Source organism: Pseudomonas chlororaphis (assembly GCA_001023535.1).
Taxonomy (GTDB): Bacteria; Pseudomonadota; Gammaproteobacteria; order Pseudomonadales; family Pseudomonadaceae; genus Aquipseudomonas; species Aquipseudomonas chlororaphis_E.
In genome coordinates this window covers 1,821,692-1,843,680 of record CP011020.1, presented here as the reverse complement: position 1 = coordinate 1,843,680, position 21,989 = coordinate 1,821,692, and the positions used below count along the sequence as shown (strand labels likewise).

General features: G+C 62.0%; 16 protein-coding genes. 6 read left to right on the top strand and 10 right to left on the bottom strand.

The window, feature by feature from the left end:
• Positions 1–54 precede the first annotated feature (54 nt).
• Both VM99_07895 and VM99_07890 read left to right on the top strand, forming a co-directional pair.
• A complete protein-coding gene (locus tag VM99_07895) occupies positions 55–603 on the top strand; it encodes an ankyrin (GenBank protein AKJ97983.1) in 549 nt (182 codons plus the stop codon).
• Between the two features lie 43 nt (positions 604–646).
• Entirely contained in the window at positions 647–2,014 is a 1,368-nt protein-coding gene (locus VM99_07890; protein ID AKJ97982.1) for a DNA repair protein RadA, read from the top strand.
• Between the two features lie 51 nt (positions 2,015–2,065).
• Here the strand turns inward: VM99_07890 and VM99_07885 are convergent, their stop codons facing one another.
• Positions 2,066–2,422, bottom strand: a complete 357-nt coding sequence (locus tag VM99_07885; GenBank protein AKJ97981.1) for a pilus assembly protein — start codon at positions 2,420–2,422, stop codon at positions 2,066–2,068.
• A gap of 158 nt (positions 2,423–2,580) precedes the next feature.
• On the opposite strand from VM99_07885, the gene VM99_07880 reads away from it, so the two are divergent.
• The 3 genes from VM99_07880 to VM99_07870 all read left to right on the top strand — a co-directional run bounded on the left by VM99_07880 (position 2,581) and on the right by VM99_07870 (position 5,916).
• Positions 2,581–4,458 (top strand): carbon starvation protein A, encoded by a 1,878-nt coding sequence (locus tag VM99_07880; GenBank protein ID AKJ97980.1) that lies wholly within the window; start codon positions 2,581–2,583, stop codon positions 4,456–4,458.
• A 16-nt stretch (positions 4,459–4,474) separates the two neighbouring features.
• A complete protein-coding gene (locus tag VM99_07875; GenBank protein ID AKJ97979.1) occupies positions 4,475–4,672 on the top strand; it encodes a hypothetical protein in 198 nt (65 codons plus the stop codon).
• A gap of 275 nt (positions 4,673–4,947) precedes the next feature.
• Positions 4,948–5,916 carry a GTP-binding protein gene (locus tag VM99_07870; protein AKJ97978.1) on the top strand — a complete coding sequence of 323 codons (969 nt, stop codon included), beginning with the start codon at positions 4,948–4,950 and terminating at the stop codon, positions 5,914–5,916.
• On the opposite strand, the gene VM99_07865 is transcribed toward VM99_07870, so the two are convergent.
• The 6 genes from VM99_07865 to VM99_07840 form a co-directional block, all read right to left on the bottom strand.
• Positions 5,908–6,621: a GntR family transcriptional regulator gene (locus VM99_07865; GenBank protein ID AKJ97977.1), complete on the bottom strand. Its 714-nt coding sequence runs from the start codon at positions 6,619–6,621 to the stop codon at positions 5,908–5,910. The genes VM99_07870 and VM99_07865 overlap by 9 nt on opposite strands.
• A 22-nt stretch (positions 6,622–6,643) precedes the next feature.
• Positions 6,644–7,348, bottom strand: a complete 705-nt coding sequence (locus tag VM99_07860; protein ID AKJ97976.1) for a GntR family transcriptional regulator — start codon at positions 7,346–7,348, stop codon at positions 6,644–6,646.
• Positions 7,349–7,406: 58 nt separating this feature from the next.
• Positions 7,407–8,720, bottom strand: coding sequence for a C4-dicarboxylate ABC transporter (locus VM99_07855; GenBank protein ID AKJ97975.1), 1,314 nt, complete (start codon positions 8,718–8,720; stop codon positions 7,407–7,409).
• Between the two features lie 347 nt (positions 8,721–9,067).
• Positions 9,068–9,592, bottom strand: coding sequence for a hypothetical protein (locus tag VM99_07850; GenBank protein ID AKJ97974.1), 525 nt, complete (start codon positions 9,590–9,592; stop codon positions 9,068–9,070).
• Between the two features lie 215 nt (positions 9,593–9,807).
• Positions 9,808–11,061 (bottom strand): serine hydroxymethyltransferase, encoded by a 1,254-nt coding sequence (gene glyA / locus VM99_07845; protein ID AKJ97973.1) that lies wholly within the window; start codon positions 11,059–11,061, stop codon positions 9,808–9,810.
• 229 nt (positions 11,062–11,290) lie between these two features.
• Positions 11,291–15,139, bottom strand: coding sequence for a diguanylate phosphodiesterase (locus VM99_07840; protein AKJ97972.1), 3,849 nt, complete (start codon positions 15,137–15,139; stop codon positions 11,291–11,293).
• Positions 15,140–15,410: 271 nt separating this feature from the next.
• Between VM99_07840 and VM99_07835 the strand changes: the two genes are divergently transcribed.
• The gene (locus VM99_07835; protein ID AKJ97971.1) at positions 15,411–17,075 is read left to right on the top strand and encodes an ABC transporter ATP-binding protein; all 1,665 of its coding nucleotides are present in this window, start codon (positions 15,411–15,413) and stop codon (positions 17,073–17,075) included.
• Positions 17,076–17,145: 70 nt separating this feature from the next.
• Here the strand turns inward: VM99_07835 and VM99_07830 are convergent, their stop codons facing one another.
• From VM99_07830 to VM99_07820, 3 genes are all read right to left on the bottom strand, one after another.
• Complete coding sequence (locus tag VM99_07830) at positions 17,146–20,217, bottom strand: lantibiotic-modifying protein (protein AKJ97970.1); 3,072 nt, start codon at positions 20,215–20,217, stop codon at positions 17,146–17,148.
• 728 nt (positions 20,218–20,945) lie between these two features.
• Positions 20,946–21,437, bottom strand: coding sequence for an elongation factor GreAB (locus VM99_07825; protein AKJ97969.1), 492 nt, complete (start codon positions 21,435–21,437; stop codon positions 20,946–20,948).
• 70 nt (positions 21,438–21,507) lie between these two features.
• Complete coding sequence (locus tag VM99_07820) at positions 21,508–21,864, bottom strand: lipoprotein (protein ID AKJ97968.1); 357 nt, start codon at positions 21,862–21,864, stop codon at positions 21,508–21,510.
• Positions 21,865–21,989 lie beyond the last annotated feature (125 nt).

Genomic DNA, 21,989 nt, shown 5'->3' with positions numbered 1-21,989 from the left:
TGGCTCGCGAGCGGGCTTTGTTCCCACGCTCTTGTGTCAGAAGGAGACATGACGATGCGCTATTTCCTGTGTTCACTGCTCGCCACCTGCTCACTCGCCGCACTGGCCGATGAGCCCCTGCCCACCGACCCGGCGGCCGTGCAGGCCGAGTTGCAAACCTATTACTTCGACGCCGCCCGCCGGGGCGACGTGCCCATGCTCGATGCCTTCATCGACGCCGGCTACGCGCTCGATACCCAGGACGAAAAGGGCTACACCGCGCTGATCCTCGCGGCCTACCACGGCCAAGGGCCGGCGGTGGAGCGGCTGCTGGCCGCCGGGGCCGATGCCTGCGCCCAGGACAAGCGCGGCAACACCGCGCTGATGGGCGCCATCTTCAAGGGCGAAGTGCAGATCGCCCGGCGCCTGCTGTCCACCGATTGCAGCCCCGACCAACGCAATGGGGCGGGGCAGACCGCAGCGATGTACGCCGGCCTGTTCAAGCGTGATGAACTGCTGGAGGCCTTGAAGGCCAAGGGCGCCGACCTGCAAGCCCGGGACCCGCTGGGCAATAGCGCGACGGACCTGGCCCGCGGTGAAATCAGAATGCCGGCCCCGCGCTGATGCTCGCCTGAGCTATCATCGCGATTTTTACCCCGGAGTTCAGATGGCCAAGGCAAAGCGCATGTACGGCTGCACCGAGTGCGGTTCGACCTTTCCCAAATGGGCCGGCCAGTGCGGTGAGTGCGGAGCCTGGAACACCCTGACTGAAACCATGGTGGAGAGCGGCGGTGCGGCGGCGCCTGCCGGGCGTACGGGGTGGGCCGGCCAGCAGGCCCAGATCAAGACCCTGGCCGAAGTCAGTGTCGAAGAAATCCCGCGTTTCTCCACGGCCTCCGGGGAATTGGATCGGGTGCTGGGAGGCGGCCTGGTGGACGGCTCGGTGGTGCTGATCGGGGGCGACCCGGGCATCGGCAAGTCCACCATCCTGCTGCAGACCCTGTGCAACATCGCCACGCGCATGCCGGCGCTGTACGTCACCGGCGAAGAATCCCAACAGCAGGTCGCCATGCGTGCCCGGCGCCTGGGCTTGCCCCAGGATCAGTTGCGGGTCATGACCGAGACCTGCATCGAAACCATCATCGCCACGGCGCGCCTGGAAAAACCCAAGGTGATGGTGATCGACTCGATCCAGACGATCTTCACCGAACAACTGCAATCGGCGCCGGGCGGCGTGTCCCAGGTGCGCGAAAGCGCGGCGCTGTTGGTGCGCTACGCGAAACAGAGCGGCACGGCGATTTTCCTGGTGGGCCACGTCACCAAGGAAGGCGCGCTGGCGGGACCGCGAGTGCTGGAGCACATGGTCGATACCGTGCTGTATTTCGAAGGCGAGTCCGATGGCCGCCTGCGTTTGCTGCGGGCGGTGAAGAACCGTTTTGGCGCGGTCAATGAGCTGGGAGTGTTCGGCATGACCGACCGGGGCCTGAAGGAGGTCTCCAACCCGTCGGCCATCTTCCTGACCCGTGCCCAGGAAGAAGTGCCGGGCAGCGTGGTCATGGCGACCTGGGAGGGGACGCGCCCGATGTTGGTCGAAGTGCAGGCGCTGGTGGACGACAGCCACCTGGCCAATCCGCGCCGCGTGACTCTGGGCCTGGATCAGAACCGACTGGCCATGCTGCTGGCCGTGCTGCACCGGCACGGGGGGATCCCGACCCATGACCAGGATGTTTTCCTCAACGTGGTGGGCGGGGTAAAGGTGCTGGAAACCGCCTCCGACCTGGCCTTGATGGCGGCGGTCATGTCGAGCCTGCGCAATCGACCGCTGCCCCACGACCTGCTGGTATTCGGTGAAGTGGGGTTGTCGGGTGAAGTCCGGCCGGTGCCCAGCGGGCAGGAGCGACTCAAGGAGGCGGCCAAGCACGGCTTCAAGCGCGCCATCGTGCCCAAGGGCAATGCCCCGAAGGAAGCCCCGGCAGGGTTGCAGATTATTGCCGTGACACGCCTGGAGCAGGCGTTGGATTCGTTGTTCGAATAAGCCCAGGCTTTTGCAGTGCCCATTTGAGCAAATGAATCTGTGGCGTGGGGTTCAGACCTGGATCAATGCCGCCAACTCCCGCTCCAGTTCGTCATGGTCGGCCAGGTTCAGCTCCACCAGGCGCCGCAGGTGGGCGATCGAATCCAGGTCGATGTGTTCGCAGACAAAACCCAGGTGGCCATGGTCGTCGTGGGCCAATCGAACTTCCATGCGCACCTCCACCTCATTGCTCAGGTGGACATCGGCCACGAAGGGTTCTTCCGGGTTGCCGAGCCAGGGCTCGGGTTTTTTGATCAGCAGGCCCTTGAGGGACAGGTCCAGCAACTCCACTGGCCAGATAAAGGGGCCCTGGCTCAGTTCCGTCCTGGCGTGAAACTCGATTCGTACGAAGCGGCGGCGTTCGCTCATGACCCATCCTCTTTGAAGATTCACTGACTATAGACCCAACCTGCGCGTCTTCATCACCGTTCGGCCGGCGGCAGACGAATGTCGGGTATGGCCTTTGTTCGGGTTAGCGCTAAACTCCGGTAGCTGTCTTCTTGTCCACCCCTGGCTGGAATATAAAAATGACAAACAATAATAGCCTGCTGCGCCATATCCCCTGGCTCCTGCTGGCCGTCGTCGGCGCGTGCGCGCTGGGCGTCGTCGCGTTACGCCGCGGCGAAGCCATCAACGCCCTCTGGATCGTCGTCGCAGCCGTGGCCATCTACCTGGTCGCCTACCGCTACTACAGCCTCTTCATCGCCAACAACGTGATGCAACTCGATGCGCGCCGGGCCACGCCTGCCGTGCTCAACAACGATGGCCTGGACTTCGTCCCGACCAACAAGCACATCCTCTTCGGTCACCACTTCGCCGCCATTGCCGGCGCGGGACCGCTGGTCGGGCCGGTGCTGGCCGCGCAGATGGGCTACCTGCCCGGCACGCTCTGGCTGATCGCCGGCGTGGTGCTGGCCGGGGCCGTGCAGGACTTCATGGTCCTGTTCCTGTCCACCCGCCGCAACGGTCGTTCCCTGGGGGACATGGTCCGCGAGGAAATGGGCCGCATTCCCGGCACCATCGCGCTGTTCGGCTGCTTCCTGATCATGATCATCATCCTCGCGGTGCTGGCGCTGATCGTGGTCAAGGCCCTGGCCGAGAGCCCGTGGGGGATCTTCACGGTGATGGCGACCATCCCGATCGCGATGTTCATGGGCCTGTACATGCGCTACATTCGCCCGGGCCGCATCGGCGAAATCTCGCTGATCGGCGTGCTGTTGCTGCTGGGGTCGATCTGGCTGGGTGGGCAGATCGCCGCCGACCCGGTCTGGGCCAAGGCCTTCACCTTCACCGGGATCCAGATCACCTGGATGCTGATCGGCTACGGCTTTGTCGCCGCCGTGCTGCCGGTGTGGCTGATCCTGGCACCGCGGGACTACCTGTCGACCTTCCTCAAGATCGGCACCATCGTCGCCCTGGCGATCGGCATCCTGGTCACCATGCCCGAGCTGAAAATGCCGGCGCTGACCCAGTTCACCAATGGCCTGGGCCCGGTGTGGAAGGGCGGYCTGTTCCCGTTCCTGTTCATCACCATCGCCTGTGGCGCGGTCTCGGGTTTCCACGCGCTGATTTCCTCGGGCACCACGCCCAAGCTGCTGGATAACGAAACCAACGCCCGATACATCGGCTACGGCGGTATGTTGATGGAGTCCTTCGTGGCCATCATGGCCATGGTCGCCGCCTCGGTGATCGAACCGGGTGTGTACTTCGCCATGAACAGCCCGGCTGCCGTGGTTGGCAGTGATGTGGTGACCGTGGCGCAGACCGTCAGCAGTTGGGGTTTTGCGATTACCCCGGAAGCGCTGCAGGCGGTGGCCAACGATATCGGTGAAACCACTATCCTGGCCCGTGCTGGCGGTGCGCCGACCCTGGCGGTTGGTATCGCGCAGATCCTGCACAGTGTCCTGCCGGGTGAAAACACCATGGCATTCTGGTACCACTTTGCGATCCTGTTCGAGGCGCTGTTCATCCTGACCGCCGTTGACGCCGGTACCCGTGCCGGTCGCTTCATGCTCCAGGATCTGCTCGGCTCCTTCGTCCCGGCGCTCAAGCGTACCGAGTCCTGGACCGCCAACCTGATTGCCACGGCGGGCTGCGTGGCGATGTGGGGCTACTTGCTGTACCAGGGCGTCATCGATCCGCTGGGTGGCATCAATACCTTGTGGCCGCTGTTCGGCATCTCCAACCAGATGCTGGCCGGTATCGCGCTGATGCTCGCCACCGTTGTCCTGATCAAAATGAAGCGCCAGCGCTACATCTGGGTCACCCTGTTGCCGGCTGCGGCACTGTTCCTGTTCGTGGTCTTCAGCATCCTGTTCTACGCGCTCAAGGTCGGCATCGCCGCCTGGGGCACGAAGGAACGCACGGACAAGGAAGCGCCTTTCCAAGCGCTGCCGGACGCCTGAAACGAGGATTGCAACGATGTTCAATGACTTGAGTCGCCTGGGTAAATACCTCGGTCAGGCCGCCCGCCTGATGGTCGGCATGCCCGACTACGACAACTACGTCGAGCACATGCAGACCCAGCACCCGGACAAGCCGCTGATGGACTACGAGACGTTCTTCCGCGAACGCCAGGAAGCCCGTTACGGCGGCAAGGCCGGGCCCAAGTGCTGCTGACCCGGCAGCCCTGAGGTACCCCCTGTGGGAGCGGGCTTGCTCGCGAAGAGGGTGGGTCAGTCGATGAAGAGGTCGGCTGACCCACCGCTTTCGCGGGCAAGCCCGCTCCCACAGAGTTATTTGGTGGGGCACAAGATGTGTGTCCGTCACAGATTCCCTGTGTGGGAGCGGGCTTGCTCGCGAATGCAGTGGGTCAGTCGATGAAGAGGTTGACTGACCCTCTGCTGTCGTAAGCAGGCTCGCTCCCACAAAAATCCGCATCAAGGAGATTCTGTTTGTCCTCTCCCATCCCGGTCACCATCCTCAGTGGCTTCCTCGGCGCTGGCAAGACTACGCTGCTGCGTCATCTGCTCAAGGCCGAGCACGGCCTGAAAATTGCCGTGATCGAGAACGAATTCAGCGATGCCGGCATCGACACCCAACTGCTGGGCGACGAGCCGGTGCAGGTCATGACCCTGGCCAACGGCTGTGTGTGCTGCACCATTCACACCGACCTGACCAAGGCCCTGTACCTGCTGCTCGAACGGCTGGACAGCGGCGCGATCGCCTTCGATCGCCTGGTGATCGAGTGCACCGGCCTGGCCGATCCGGCGCCAGTGGCCCAGGCGTTTTTCATCGACGAAGACCTGCGCGAGCGCTACATCCTCGACGGCATCCTGACCCTGGTAGACGCCGCCCACGCCGACCTGCACCTGACCCAGGCCATCGCCCAGGCCCAGGTCGGGTTCGCCGATCGCTTGCTCCTGAGCAAGACCGACCTGGTGGACGCGGCCCAGGTCGAAGCCCTCGGCGAGCGTCTGGCGCGGATCAATCGGCGAGCGCCCATCCGGGTGGTGGAGCACGGCAAGATCGACCTGGCCGAGCTGCTCGACATCCGCGGCTTCAACCTCAATGCGGACCTGGGCGCCGGGTTCAGCCTGCGCCCGGTCGGCAAGGCGACCCCGGGCGATCGCATCAGCAGCCTGGTGCTGCGTACCGACAAGCCGCTGGATATCGACAAGCTCAGCGCGTTCATGAACCAGTTGCTGGAGGAGCACGGCAAGCAACTGCTGCGCTACAAGGGCGTGCTGAACATCGCCGGTGAACCTCGTCGGCTGGTGTTCCAGGGCGTGCTCAAGCTCTACGGTTTCGATTGGGACACCGAATGGGCCCCCGATGAGCCTCGCGAGAGCGTGATCGTGTTCATCGCCGATGAGCTGCCCGAAGAGAAGATCCGCGCAGGCTTCGACGCCGCGCTAAGTTGACGATCCGGCGCCGGCGGCCATCAGCAACTTCTGTTCGAGATGGTCCAGGTGCTCGTCCATCAGCCGCATGGCTTCATCGACGTCGCCGTTTTCCACGGCGTCCACGATGGCCAGGTGTTCTTGCCAGGCGCAGTGCCGGCGTGACTTGACCTCATGCCGGGCCAGGGCCAACGAGGTCAATGGCACCAGGCTGCCGAGGAACTGCGCCAAGGGTGCGTTGCCAGCCATGGCCGCCAGTTGCAGGTGAAACTCGCCGGACAGGCGTATCGCCGGGCCGCGTTCGCCGCGGTCCAGGCACTGGCGTTCGCGGTCCACCAGTTCGCGCAGGCCTTGCAGGTCCCTGGGGTGTGGCGCCTTGCAGGCCAGGCGCACCAGGGTATGTTCGGCCAGGCGGCGGGCATGGAGGATTTGCCGGGTCTGTTCGAGGTCCGGTGCCGCGACCTGGGGCCGGTGGTTGGGGCGCAGGATCACCACCTGCTGATGGGACAGGCGCGCCAGGACGCGACGAATGATGCTGCGGCTGACGCCGAACACATCCCCCAGGCTTTCCTCGGTGAAACGGCTGGCGGGGGCAATGCGCTGGTCGAGAATGGCGTCGAAGATCCGCGGGTAGATATCGTCCACCGACGGCTTGCCGACCCGGCCGGGCAAGGGCAGGGAGGCAAGTACGCTGCGCTGGTGCTGATGGGAAGCGAGGTTGTTCATGGCGATCTCCGCAGGCCGTGGCTCAAGTGCCGAGGTTGTCGTCCGGGATATTCAGTTCGATGCCCATGCGTTGGCCTTCCCGCAGGATGTGCCGCCGCATCTCGGCGCTGGCCTGGGCACTGTTCTTGGCGCGAATGGCGCGCACCACCGCTTCGTTCTCTTCCAGGCGCTCGGCCAGGTGTTCGGGCGAGTTGCGCAACACATCGGCGCTCTGCTTGAGGGCGTTGCTGGTCTGCTGCACCACGTTCTGGAAAATCGGGTTGGAGGTCAGGGCGAACAGTTCCTCGTGGAAGGCGATGTAGGCGTTGGCGCAGGCGTCGCTGTCATTGGCTTCCAGGGCTTCGCGCATGTCCATCAGGGTCAGGCGCAACTGGCCGACTTCCTTGCTGCTGATGGACTGGGCCACCAGGCCAACGATGAAGGGTTCAAGGGTGTAGCGCAGTTGCAGCAGGTCTTCGAGACTGGCGCCGGCCATGGCGCTGCTGTCACCGCCGGCATCGCTGAAATTGGCCTCCAGCACCACGACGCCCTTGCCGGGCATCGAGCGAACCAGGCCCAGGGTTTCCAGCACAATCACCGCTTCGCGCAGGCTGGGCCGGCTGATGCCCAGTTGCTCGGCCAGTTCGCGCTGGCCCGGGAGCATGTCGCCGGAGCGCCATTGGCCTCGGGCGAGGGCGGCGCGGAGTTTCTCCACGACCGAGTTGACGACGGTTGATGAACTGATCACATGGGGCTCCTTGGAAATCATCAGGCGGTGCCGGTTCGCGGGCCGGCGCCGCAGTCTTTCAGAATTGCTGGTGATGAGCACTGCCCACCGGTTTTCGGGCCTGGAAGGTATAGCCTTGCTGGCCGGACAACACCTTGCGGGCCCTCGGTACGTCGATGTCTTTTTCCCAGCGGGCGATGGCCACGGTGGCCACGCAGTTGCCGATCAGGTTAGTCAGGGCGCGCCCGATGCCCATGAACCAGTCCACCGCCAGCACCAGGACCAGGCCAACCACCGGGATGGCCGGGATCGCCGTCAACGTGGCCGCCAGGATAACCAGCGCCGAACCTGGAATTCCGTGGGCGCCCTTGGAGGTGATCAACGACACCAGCAGGATGGTCAGCAGGTCGCTCATGGCCAGCGGCGTGCCGGTCGCATTGGCGATGAAGACGATGGCCAGGGTCAGGTAGATCGAAAAGCCGTCCAGGTTGAACGAGTAGCCGGTTGGGATGACCAGGCCCACGGTCGAGCTGCCGATGCCGAGGTGTTCGAGCTTGCGCATGATTTGCGGCAGCACGGCGTCGGACGAAGCGGTGCCGAGCACGATCAGCAGTTCTTCACGCAGGTATTTGAGGAACGGCAGCATGGGCAGCCCCGACGCGCGCATCACCAGCCCGAGGATGACCGCGACGAAGGCGATGCAGGTCAGGTAGAACAAGCCGACGAGGCTGCCCAGGTGCTGCAGCGAATCCAGGCCGTATTTGCTGGTGGTGAAGGCGATGGCGCCAAAGACACCGATTGGCGCCAGGCGCACGATCATGCCCATGATGCGAAAAATCACGTGGCTGAGCTCGTTGATCAGGCGCGAAATACCCGAGGCGGCGTCCCCCACCAGGTTCAACGCACTGCCGAACAGCACCGCGAACAGCAGCACTTGCAGGATGTTGTTTTCCGCGAAGGCGCCGATCACCGACGTTGGGATCAGGTTCATCAGAAATTGGGTGGTGGTGACCATGTGCTGGCCGCGCTGGGCGATGTCACCCATGTCAGCGCTGGAGAGCTGCTCCAGGTGGATATTGGCGCCGCTGCCGATGCCGGTGGTGAAAGCGAACACCAGCCCGATCACCAGGGCGATGGTGGTGAGAACTTCGAAATAGATGACCGACTTGAGGCCGATGCGTCCGACCTTCTTGAGGTCGCCGGCACCGGAGATGCCGCTGACCACCACGCAGAACACGATCAGACCGATGAGCATCTTGATCAGCTTGATAAACCCGTCACCGAGGGGCTTGAGCTGTGCAGAGTATTCGGGAAGGGTAAGCCCGCAGACGATGCCAAGCACCAGTCCGAGGACAACTTGAAGGAAGATCGACCGCGAGCACCATTTGAGCATGGGAGGGATTCCTGGTTCGGTGTCCGTGTCCGCTGGGCTTTAGGGCCGTTGGCGTCAGGACTTCATTATTGTGGTCTTACCGGTTTGTCCAGTGCAGGCGCAGTCTAGGCGCGGTTTTGCCACGGCCGCAAGGCGATTTTTTAGGTTTTGGCTTTACCGGTCTTACCAGTTGCAAGGAAACCCTCGTGCTTGAGCCTTTTCCCTCCCATGAAAAAAATGACCGGCGGCCCAGGCCTGGGGCAAAACCAGAAACGTGTGGGAGCGAGCCGGCTTGCGAAAGGAGCAGGTCAGTCAAGGCCGATTGAACGGGCCCTTATCGCGAGCAGGCTTGCGCCCACACAGTCTATTCAAGTCAGGCTGAGTATGAACGTCAGCTTCGAGCGTACATCGGTTTCTGCCAGATAAAGATAAGGCGAACCGTGCATTCTTAATCCGCCCACATATTTGTTGTGCTTCGTCATGAGCGAGAGGGGCGAGTGTTGGGCCGTTATATCGTCCAAGGTGATTACGCGGTTCTTTGGATTAACAAGTCTAAAGGTACTTGCTTGGCCCGAGTCTTTTACGCCAAGGGCGTCGAACCAACTTTTTCCGATGAACTTGTCGTGGTGTTCGCCGGGCGTTTTTATCCACAGGGTGTAGCCATCGGCGCTGTGGCGAAAGTGCAGCATCAGCGGCGCGACGGCGCCGCCGCTGGCTTTGGCGTGCATGCCCAGCAGGCTTGAATGATCGACGGTTTGCGGTTTGCCGCTGAAAAATCCACCGCTGAATGAAGTAATGGTCGCCATGGCCGGTTTTCCGTGCAGCGTTTCAAGCAAGTGGATATGCATGTCTGGCGAGCGAAGTGTTGCGGAAAAAGAGCGTTTACTGTCCATGTAGAGATCGCATCCTTTATTGATGGCCTGGGTGGCCGTGAATAATGAGATTCGATGTTAGGAGGTTCTTGGTAAGTTGTGTCGAAGGCTATGTTTCAAGGCGTGAGGTGTATAAAGGGATGTTGAAGTTATTACTGGCTTTACAGGGAAGAGCAGCCAATAAAAAAGCCCGCCTATTTCGAGGCGGGCTTTTTCAATGACAGCCTAGTGCCGCATCAAGCGCCGTACACCGGCAGCTTCTTGCAGATGGCCTTGACCTTTTCACGCACGGCGTCGATCACCGCTTCGTTGTTCAGGTCCGCCAGGATGTCGCAGATCCAGCCGGCCAGTTCCTTGCACTCGGCTTCCTTGAAGCCACGGGTGGTCACGGCTGGCGTGCCGAAGCGCAGGCCGGAAGTGACGAACGGGGAGCGAGGGTCGTTTGGCACCGAGTTCTTGTTCACAGTGATGAACGCCTTGCCCAGCGCTGCGTCGGCGTCTTTGCCGGAGATGTCCTGTTTGATCAGCGACAGCAGGAACAGGTGGTTCTGGGTGCCGCCGGACACGACGTCAAAGCCGCGCTCGATGAATACGCTGGCCATGGCCTGGGCGTTCTTCACCACTTGTTGCTGGTAGGCCTTGAACTCAGGTTGCAGCGCTTCCTTGAAGCAGATCGCCTTGGCCGCGATCACGTGCTCCAACGGGCCGCCCTGGGCGCCTGGGAACACGGCGGAGTTGAGCTTCTTCTCGATGTCGGCGTTGGCGCGTGCCAGGATCAGACCGCCACGTGGACCGCGCAGGGTCTTGTGGGTGGTGGTGGTCACGACGTCGGCGAACGGCACCGGGTTCGGGTACACACCGGCGGCAACCAGGCCGGCGACGTGAGCCATGTCGACGAACAGGTAGGCACCGACCTTGTCGGCGATTTCACGGAAACGCGGGAAGTCGAGCACTTGCGAGTAGGCGGAGAAACCGGCCACGATCATTTTCGGCTTGTGCTCGAGTGCCAGGCGCTCGACTTCGTCGTAGTCGATCAGGCCGTTGCCGTCGATGCCGTACTGGATGGCGTTGTACAACTTGCCGGAGGACGACACGCTGGCACCGTGGGTCAGGTGGCCGCCGTGGGCCAGGCTCATGCCCAGGATGGTGTCACCGGCCGACAGCAGCGCCAGGTACACGGCGGCGTTGGCCTGGGAGCCGGCGTGCGGCTGGACGTTGGCGTAGTCGGCGCCGAACAGTTGCTTGGCGCGGTCGATGGCCAGTTGCTCGACCACGTCGACGTACTCGCAGCCACCGTAGTAACGCTTGCCCGGGTAGCCTTCGGCGTACTTGTTGGTCAGTACCGAGCCTTGAGCTTCCATCACCGCGGGGCTGGTGTAGTTTTCCGAAGCGATCAGCTCAATGTGCTCTTCCTGGCGCTGGGCTTCTTGCTCCATGGCGGCAAAGAGATCGGCGTCGTACTTGGCAATAGTCAAATCACGGCTGAACATGGCGGTCCTCAAGGATCGGGGCAGAAAAGGGGGGCATTCTAACCCAACCGGTTTTGGAAGGGGTATGAAAGGACGTCATGTCGTGGACGAATGGGATTCACGCACCATTCTGCGTTGCCTTGGCGGGCCCCATCGCGAGCAAGCTCGCTCCCACATTTGGACCCGCGTGCCCATAACCCTGTGGGAGCGAGCTTGCTCGCGATGAGGTCACTACAGGCACCGAAGAGCCTCAGTCGAGCATGAACAACGCATCATTGCTGAACTGCGCTTCGAAGCGATTGGCCGGCATCGGGCGGCCGAACAGGTAGCCCTGGACTTCGTCGCAGCCGTGTTCGCGCAGGAAGTCCAGTTGTTCGTGGGTCTCGACCCCCTCGGCGATCACCGCGAGGTTGAGGCTGTGGGCCATGGCGATGATCGCACGGGCGATCTGCGCGTCCTGTTCGCCGGAGGGCAGGCCATCGACGAAGGTGCGGTCGATCTTCAACACGTCAATGGGGAACTGCTTGAGGTAGTTGAGCGACGAGTAGCCCGTGCCGAAGTCATCCACGGCGATACTCAGGCCGAGGTTTTTCAACCCGGCCAGGATCTGCATCGCTTCGCTGACTTCGCGCATCAGGATGCTCTCGGTCAACTCCAGCTCCAGGCACGCCGGTGGCAGGCCGGTGCTGCGCAGGATATTGGCGATGCGCGTCCCCAGTTGGCCATCGGAGAATTGCCGGGCCGAGATATTGACCGAAACCTTCGGCACCCGGACCTTGGCCTGGTGCCAGGTCCTGAGCTGCCGACAGGCCTCGGCGATGACCCAGTCGCCCACGTCCACCACCAGCCCGAGTTCTTCCAGGACCGGGATGAAATCCCCCGGCGGCACCAGCCCGCGGCGTGGATGGCGCCAGCGCAGCAGGGCCTCGGCGCCGGTCAGGCGCTTGCCGTCGCCGCTGAACTGCGGCTGGTAATACAGCACGAACTCGTTCTGCTCCAGGGCGTGGCGCAGGTCGCTTTCCAGCTCCAGGCGTTCCAGGGCGCTGGCGTTCATGTCGGCCTGGTAGAACTGGAAGTTGTTCTTGCCGCGTTCCTTGGCGTGGTACATGGCCGTGTCGGCGTTTTTCATCAACTGGCTCAGTTCGTTGCCGTCCTGGGGGCTCAGGGCAATACCGATACTGGCGGTGACGAAGAACTCCCGGCCTTCGAGCACGAAGGGCCTGACCAGGCTGGCGAGGATCTGTTCGGCCACGGTAATGGCTCGGTTCAGCGCCATCTCGCGACTGGCGCGCGGTTGCAGCAGCAGGGTGAACTCGTCGCCGCCCATGCGCGCCACGGTGTCGTCGTCGGCGACGCAGCCGAGCAGTCGCGTGGCCATTTCCTTGAGCATCCGGTCGCCGGCGGCATGGCCCAGGGAGTCGTTGATCGGTTTGAAACGGTCGAGGTCGAGGAACATCAGCACGACCCAGCTCTTCTGCCGCTCGGCCGCTTGCAGCGCGGTGTGCAGGCGGTCCTGGAACAACGTGCGGTTCGGCAGGTGGGTCAGGGCGTCGTAGTAGGCCAGGCGATGGATGCGCTGTTCGCTGGCCTTGCGTTCGCTGATGTCGCTGAAGAAGCACACGTAGCTGGCCAGGTCGCCTTCGTCATCCAGCACCGCGGTGATGCCGACCCAGGCCGGGTAGTGCTCGCCATTGCGCCGCTTGAGCCACACTTCGCCTTCCCAGGTGCTGTGCTGTTGCAGCTGCTTGAGCACATAGCGCAGGTGCGCTTCCTGCTGTTCGTCCACGGTCAGCATGTTGGGCAACTGGTCCAGCACCTGCGACACCGCGTAGCCACTGACGCGGCTGAACGCTTCGTTGGCCTGGACGATGTAGCCCGCCGGGTCGGTGATCAGGATGGCCGAGGTCGAATGCTCGAATACCGTGGCGGCCATGCGCAGGTCTTTTTCGGCGCGGCGCTGCTGGCTGATGTCGCGGCCCACGCCCAGCACGCCTTCGAACGCGCCGTGATCGTCCCACACCAGCACCAGCCGCAACTCGATGGGGATCTTGCGCCCATCGGCCCGCAGGCAGTCGAACAGGAACAGCTGGGTCTGCATCTGGTTGCGCAGCTCGGCCAGTTGCTCGGGCTTGTCGAGGGCCTTGCTGACCCGCTCCATCAGGCTGTAGATGCCGGTCAGTTGCTGCGGGTTGGCGATGGTCGATTGCCAGCCGTTCTGGAAAATCCAGTCGACGTTGTAGCCCAGCACCGCCTGAACCGACGGGCTGACATAGTTGAGCGAAAGCTTGCTGTCGGTGGAGAAGATCACGTCGCTGATGCTTTCGGCGAGCATCCGGTAGCGTTGTTCGCTGTCGCGCAGCGATTCGCTGGCTTCGATCTGCTCGGTGATGTCCTTGGCCACGCCGATGATCCGCGTCACCTGGTCATGCCGGTCCCGGGCCAGGGCCTGTTCGCGGATATCGAAGCGCCGCCACTTGCCGTTGCGGTGACGAAAGCGCAGTTGGCATTGCAGCAGTTGCGTGTACCCGCCCCGACGCTGTTCCTGGCGCAGGCCGTGGTAATGGTCGGCATCTTCGCTGTGCAGCAGGATTTCCCAGAAGTACTCGCCCATCTGGTGCAGTTCGGTGCGGTCGTAGCCCAGGGTCTGGCCGAGGTGATGGTTGCTGAAGATCATCCGCTGGCTGATGACGTCCTGCACGTAGAGGTGATCCGGCACGGTGCGCACCACGTCGGACCAGAAGCCTTCGCGTTCGAGCAGCGAGAGTTCCACCAGCTTGCGGCTGGTGATGTCGCTGATGCTCAGGATGACAGCGTTATAGTCGTCCTGTTTTTCCGGCAGGCGCAGCACCAGCCACAGGTGCTGGTCGCGGCCATGGGCGTCCTGCAGGCGGATTTCCAGTTCCAGTTGCTTGTGCTGGTCGAGCAGGGCCTGGAGCAGTTTCGAGCCCACGGGGTTGTGGTCTTGCGGGCCGTTGCCCACCAGCAGTTGCCAGGCCTGTTCGCACGAGTCGACGTTAAGCAGCTTCAACGCCATCTGGTTGACCTCGGTCACCACCACTTCCCGTTGCAGTTGCTCGCGCTGATGGGGTGTTTCCAGCCAGGTGCGCAATTGATCGCCGGTGTGCAGGCCGACCTTCTGGAAGAAGGCCTTGAGCCCCGACAAATCGAGCACGCACAGGGCCACGCCGGTGCCTTCGAAAATATCCTGGTAACGCCGGCGACCTTCATGCAGTTGCCGTTGGCGTCGGCGCATGTTCAACAGCGCGATCACCGGCAGCAGCGAGATCGCCAGGCCCAGCAGGCATTTGCCGATGAAGGCCGGCAACAGTTGCTCGATCACCTGGCGCCGGTCGAACAACCCACGCAACTGCCAATCGCTGCTGCTCAGGGGCACGGTCAGCACGGTGTTTTCCAGATCGTCCGGGGAGAGCCGGGCGGCGCTTTCCGAAGGCAGGCCCTCGTCGCGGCTGATGATCTGCTGGTCGAGACGGTTTTCCACCAGCCACAACGGGCGCAGGCCCACATCGGCCTGCTTGGTCAGCGTGGCGAAGAAGTTCGGGGTCAGGCGCAAGGCCCAGTAGCCGCGGGTGCTGCCGCTGGCCTGGTGCAACAGCAGGTGCACCACGGAGCCGTCCGTGGAGTTGCTGAAATAGTGGGCCTGGGCCCGGCTGCGTCGCACCAGGTCGGCCAGATAGTCGGCGTCTTCGCTGGCGGCGTCGCTGTCGCTGAGGACCTTGCCCGAAGGGCTCAGCAACGCCAGGCTGCGCAGTTCGGGCAACGATTGCTGCAGCTTGCGCAACAGCGCCTGCTGTTCGTCGGCCGTTTGCGGTTGTTCGACGATCGGTAGCAGGTTGAGGGCGATTTGCGCGTTCAGCGCCATGTTCAGGCTGATTTGCGAGGCCAGGTCGGCGGTGTAGTCGATGGTGTACTGGCGCTGTTGCTGCTGGGTTTCACGCAGTTGGTCGAGCAACTGCCAGAAGAGCAGGCCGAGCAACAGCAGCACCAGTGTGGCCAGCGCGCCCTTCAATGTCCCGCGCAGGGGCGAGCCGGGCACCGTAGCGGGCGCGCGTGGGGACGAGGGCGGCGTGACTTTGGACAAGCTGTAATCCTGCGGTTTGCTGGACTGGCGCGACGTGCACTATAAGCCGGACGCCCGAAGGGCGGCTAGCATGCCTTGCCTTGTGGCAAAGTGCCAGTCCCTGGCGGCTGGACCTTGACCGACGGTTGAGGTAGCTTTGCCGGTCAAACAAGAGCGTTCCAGCTCCACATTCCCAGGCGCCATCGGCCCCCTGGCCTTGATCCCCTTCAAGCGCCGGCGCCGTGCATGGCCTGGCTCGTTCTTTTCACCTGTCACTGACGCTAGGTTCACCATGGCTCAATACGTCTTCACCATGCATCGGCTGAGCAAAGTTGTTCCGCCGAAGCGGGAAATCCTTAAAAACATTTCGCTGTCGTTCTTCCCCGGCGCCAAGATCGGTGTGCTGGGCCTCAACGGCTCGGGCAAGTCCACGCTGCTGAAAATCATGGCCGGTGTCGACAATGAATTCGACGGCGAAGCCCGTCCGATGCCGGACCTGAACATCGGCTACCTGCCGCAGGAACCGCAGCTCGATCCGACCAAGACCGTTCGCGAAGTGGTCGAGGAAGCGGTCAGCGTGATCAAGGATGCCCAGGCACGCCTGGACGAGGTCTATGCCGCCTACGCGGATCCCGATGCCGATTTCGACAAGCTGGCCGCCGAACAGGCTAAGCTCGAAGCCATCCTGCAAGCCAGCGACGGCCACAACCTGGAGCGTCAGCTGGAAGTGGCCGCCGATGCGCTGCGCCTGCCAGCCTGGGACGCGAAGGTCGAGCACCTGTCTGGTGGTGAAAAACGCCGCGTGGCCCTGTGCCGCCTGCTGCTGTCCGCCCCGGACATGCTGCTGCTCGACGAACCGACCAACCACCTGGACGCCGATTCCGTCGCCTGGCTCGAACACTTCCTGCACGATTTCCCGGGCACCGTGGTAGCGATCACGCACGACCGTTACTTCCTCGACAACGTCGCCGGCTGGATCCTGGAACTCGACCGTGGCGCCGGCATCCCGTACGAAGGCAACTATTCGGGCTGGCTGGAAGCCAAGTCTGAGCGTCTTGCCCAGGAATCCAAGCAGCAGTCGGCCCATGAAAAGGCCATGAAGGAAGAACTGGAGTGGGTGCGCAAAGGCGCCAAGGCCCGCCAGTCCAAATCCAAGGCTCGCCTGCAACGCTTCGAGGAAATGCAGTCGCAGGAATTCCAGAAGCGCAGCGAAACCAACGAGATCTACATCCCGGCCGGTCCACGCCTGGGCGACAAGGTCATCGAGTTCAAGAACGTCACCAAAGGCTACGGCGACCGTGTGCTGATCGACAACCTGTCGTTCTCCATGCCCAAGGGCGCCATCGTCGGTGTCATCGGTGGTAACGGCGCGGGTAAATCCACGCTGTTCCGCATGCTGATGGGCAAGGAAACACCGGACTCGGGCAGCATCGAGATCGGCGAAACCGTGCAACTGGCCTGCGTCGACCAGAGCCGCGAAGACCTGGACGGCAGCAAGACCGTGTTCCAGCAGATTTCCGACGGCTCCGACCAGATCCGCATCGGCAACTACGAAATCCCGTCGCGCACCTACGTGGGGCGTTTCAACTTCAAGGGCGGCGACCAGCAGAAGTTCGTCAAGGACCTGTCCGGCGGTGAGCGCGGCCGCTTGCACCTGGCGCTGACGCTGAAGGAGGGTGGCAACGTCCTGCTGCTCGACGAACCGTCCAACGACCTCGACGTCGAAACCCTGCGTTCCCTGGAAGAAGCCCTGCTGGACTTCCCGGGCGCCGCCATTGTGATCTCCCACGATCGGTGGTTCCTTGACCGCGTGGCAACTCACATCCTGGCGTACGAAGACGACTCCCAGGCGGTGTTCTTCGAAGGCAACTACACCGAGTACGAAGCCGATCGCAAGAAACGCCTCGGCGAGGCCGCTGCCCAGCCGCACCGTGTGCGGCACAAGAAGCTGGCTTGAGGGGCGTGCGACCGCAAGGTCGCTGAACCCATGGCGAGGGAGCGTGCTCCCTCGCCATGCAGGTCAGGCGCTAGGCCTGTGGCGCAAAATCGAGCGTGAGAATGTTGGGGATCGTCGGGTCCATCTCGTACAGCAAGGCATAGCCCACACCGGTGATGCCCGTCAGCAGGCTGACGTCGGGCACCCTGTCGTTGTCCAGCCAAGGTCCTGCAAAAAATTGCCGGGCGGCCTCGTCTAGGGCTGTCCTGACCCTGTTCATGCCATCGGCGTTGCCTGAATGCCGATACAGGTCATGCAGGCACAACAGATTGCCGAAATCGCCGTGACACAGGTTGTAACCCTCACCCAACCCGTGCTCCCAGAGATTGCGCTCGCATCGCTGTATGTCGTCGAGCACGGTCTGTCGGGTCGCCGCGTCCAGCACATCCCCCATCGATTGCAGCAGCTGTCGCCTGGCAATGAGCACACCGCCGTCGCCATGGCACCACTTGGACGTATGGTCCACTGGTCCGAGGTTCCTCAGGTCCAGCCAGAAACCGTCCCGGCTCAAGCGGTTCTCACCTTCGAGCACCTGGATGGCCAAAGGCACCAGCGTCGCATCCCCGGTCACGTCATAGGCCTTGCACAGGGCATGGATGACGCCCGAGAGACCGTGGGACAAGCCCGTCAGGATGACGGAGCGATCATCGCGCCGTAGAAGCCGACCCTCTTCGATCAGGACCTGCTCCCGTATGTAGTCGACCATCCGCCGGAGGGCCGGCAGTACCTCGTTCTGTGCCGACGACTCGTGGAGATTGGCCAGGAGCGTCACCGCGCCACAACAGCCTGCGAGGAAGTCGAAATCGTAGCGCTCAGGGGGGATTTCGATCAGTTGGGTAAGCAAGCCGGCAATCTTTTCATCATGGCGGGCATCCGCGGTGATCCGGCGGCGATTGATAAGCAAGTAAAGGTAGGCCCCAAGACCGTGATAAGCGCTGACAGTCAGGTCGGTTCGGAAAAAGCCGAAGTGCTGGTCCAGGGCGTCCAGGATCCGATCCAGGCGCGACAGCCAGTGCGACTGGCCACCGACTTTGAACGCGGCCAGGTAAAACAGGCCGATCCCGGCGATACCCGAATACAACCCATGGTCCATCGGCGCCGGGTATTTGCGCAGGCTCGTGGGGTGAGTATGAAAAGACAGCCAGCGGACGTCGGTTGCCGTGCCCCTCACGGCAAGTTCATCGAGGCGGGCGCTGATGGCCAGGACCGCGTCGAGTCGCTCTGCTGGCGGTTCTTTTCCAGGGAGTAGGGGTGTTCGCGTTTCCGGTGAGGATGGCTCTGGGAACAGGCAGATGTCCAGGAGTGTGCGTTGCAGGGCCCAGTCCTCACGGGACAGGTGACTGATTTTTTGCAGGCAACTTTTTAATGGAGGTTCCAGGGTTGCCATCTCGACGGTTTCACCTTGTGCGTTCGTAAAGCAGCGTGCGTTCAGCGCCATGGTGAAACACGGAATACTGGACCTTTGCAGGTCGGCTATTTCATAGCGGGCAATACCTCTTTCCCGATAGGGTTCTTTTAGATCTTTCCACAGGGTTGCAAGCAGCAGTTCTCGGTCGAGCATGTTCTGCATGAAGCGTGGGTGGCGGATCAGTCCGATAAAGTCGGCGTAGCGCTGCGAATTCTTGAGCAATACGCGGGTGGTCAGTTCGCCGGCGGATTGTTCGAGCATCTCCATGATCGCGTGCCGATGAACCATCAGTGCGCCGTAAGCGTATTCGAAGCCTTTGAACAGCGCGGTCTTATAGGCCTGCGGCCCTATTCGCTCGCCTTGCAGCAGGGGCAGGTGTTTTTGCGCCAACTGATGCTCGAATTCGATTTTGCGCAGGTGGTAGAACCCACCCTCGAAAACCAGGGCGCGACGGGTGGAAATGAACAGGGCCTGGCGAGTCAGCCCGCTCTGGTCGTTATTGGTCTTTTGCGAAAAGGGCACGAAGCCGCTGGAACAGATGGATTGCTGGATCGCCTTGAAACTGCTGGACAGTGCGCAGCCCGCGGGCAACTCCGTCAGCAAGTCGCTGGTGGACGCCGTGAACAGGCATTCGAGGTCGATCATGACCGGGCTGCTGCCGCAGGCAATGATGTTCTCGTAATGAAAGTCGATGCCGTTCAAGGCATGAATGACGGCGATCTGGGCGCCCATTCTCTTGTAGAACAACTCGACATCCGTTGCCTGTTCGCAGGGCAGGTTGTCGATTTTTTCTATCCAGCTATGCCGCGGGCGGCTGAGAATCCTTGGCCCGCGCACAGAGAAGCAGTCCGCGCCTGTCCACTCGTGCAGGTGTTCAAGCAAGCGGTTGTAGAAAAGCGCTTCCCGGCTTGCCCGAGGTTTGTAGACCAGTGAAACGCTGCCAACGGTGACCAGACAGACCGTTTCGCCGCGACCGTGGGGGTCACCGAGGCCCAGTTCAATTGCACTGATTTGCCGAGCCGCGTTTGAAAACGCGGCCTCCAATAATGCGAGGTCGGCTGCGAAATGGAGAATGAGCGCATAAAGATAGTTGAGGGTATCTTCCAATTGATCGAACAGCAGCGTTGCCAGTACCGGGTAGCACTCGAAGAGTGGCCGCAGTGGCAACGTGCGCAGTTGTTCATTGAAGGTGCCCAGGTCAATGTTTTCGCCTTGCGCAATTCGCGTGTTCAAATGATGCACAAGACTTTGTTCCGAGGTGCGACTCACCCGGGCCAGAACATACTGTTCGAGGCTTGCGAGCAAGGCCGACTCGTCAATGTGCGGTGAAACTTGGGAGTAACGCTTGTCGGCCTTGAACGTGTCGATGAAATAAAGAAGAAACCGCTGGCCGAAGCCATGAAAGTTATCTTTTTTAGTTGCACTTGTTTTTGTTTCGACAGGAAGGCTGTCGAGGTGGGCCAGCTTTTGTTCCAAACTTTGCAGGCATGATTCGCTGCTGGGGGGCAGGCGGTGTTGGTGGTTGGGGGCGCTGACGTGTTTCAGCAGTTGTTCCCGGCCCAGACCAAAGTGATCCAGCAAAGCCTGGTCATCGGCGTGCAGGCGAGTCAGGTTGTTTTCGAACAGGGCGATGTCGAGTGTGGAAGCGCCTGTGTACTGCCCTCGCTGATCCCACTTCAAAGCGTTAACAAGCATGCCTAGGCTCCTGGCATGGATGGAGCAGGCGGTGCCTGCTCCATGTTTATCGGTGTTGCCTGTTGCGACGGTCAGTGGGCTGGATCAGCACCCGAGTGTCGAGCACTCGAGGTTGGTGCAGGTGCCGAACGTGTTGCATTCCATCGTCGTCGCCAGGATTGCGGCGATGTTGCTGGCCGGCGCTTGATAGGCGTCGAACTCGAGATAGAAGTCGCCGGACATGTTCAGGATCTGTTCGCTCATGATGTGTTCCTCATCAGGTTGATCAATTCAATACAATGACCCACGGGCGATCGGGTGCCAGACAGCGCATCCGAACGGTGGGATGTCATGAAGTTATTAAGGGATAGGGTTAGGGAGTGTCGAAGTGCCCGCGGTGCGGATTGACTTCAAAGAGCAGGATTCAGCACAAGATAGCGGTGCAATGCACAGTGCCGCACTCGACAATGGTCCGCGCCGCCGATTCGATGCCGAGGTGGTTTACCTGTTGGTAGGCATTGAAGTCGCCGTCGAAGTCACCGGACATTGCCAAAATGTGTTCGCCCATCATGCATCTCCTTGTTTTTGTTTGCGCCGGTTTCGACGCGGGAAAAACAGTAGCATGGACTTCGATAAGCGCAAACTTGCGGTTATAACCTCATGTTGCAGTTACCTGTCGCTACAGGTAACTAAGCGAATGGCTGTTAGTTGTGAGTTAATCCAATAGCAAGATGCCGGCGCGCGCCGCTTCAGGGCAGTTCGATTGCAATCACTTCAATGCAAAGATCGCCCACCGGTCGCTGCCAGACCACCTCATCCCCCAACTTCGCTCCCAGCAACGCCCGGCCCAGGGGTGATCCCCAGTTGATCAGGCCGCTGGCCGCGTCGGCCTGGTCCTCGCCCACCAGTTGCACCCGTTGCTGCTGGTCCAGTTCGTCGGCGAAGGTCACCCAGTGTCCAATCCGGACCTGATCGGATGACGTCGGCGCCACGACCTGGGCGCTTTGCAGGCGCAGGTTGAAATAGCGCAGGTCACGTTCGATGTCCGCGATCCGCTGCTTATCGGCCTGATCGCCGCGGGCTGTCTGCTGGCTGTGCAACGCCTGCAACTGTGCGACCCGCGCCTGCAACTCGGCGAGCCCGCTGGGCGTGACGTAGTTCGGTTGTGCGCTGACCTGGCGTTCGACTGGCTGGTCGGCCTGGGCGGCGGCGTTGTCTTCGTTGACGAAAGCGCGACTCATGGTGTTCTCCTCTGTTGGAGTTTGGGCCATGGTCGCAGGCTTTTGGTTTCGACGAATGTCTATGCGCGACTCACTGCGAGCGATAAGCCCGGCCGGCGTCCCGATCCTTTTCCTGTTGCCAGGCGCGTTCGCGCTCGTCCCAATGGCGTTCGCGATAGGCATCGCGCTCTTCGCTTTCGCGCATGGCCTGGCACTGCCGGAACCCGTCGCTCCAGCCTTCGGCGTAGCGGGGATCCTTCAGATAGCGCGGCACATCTTTGCGGAACTGACCGGTAATCACGCCGGCGGCTTGCCGGCCGCTGCTGCAACCGTCGTCGTAGCCGTCGGCGAAGGCCGGTGGGAAACCTCGGGCAATGAGGTCCTCGTGAGTGGTCTCGCAACCGCCAAGCAACATCAGTACCGCCAATACCACCACCGCCCGCCTCATTTTCTGCCTTCCTGCCGGATTCACCTGAAGTCTAGAAGCGGATTCGTCAGGCCGATGTGAAAGCGTTGTGAGCAATCCGTTGGGCAGGTGACGAACGCCCTGGCGGGGGCGCTCGATTGACGGCC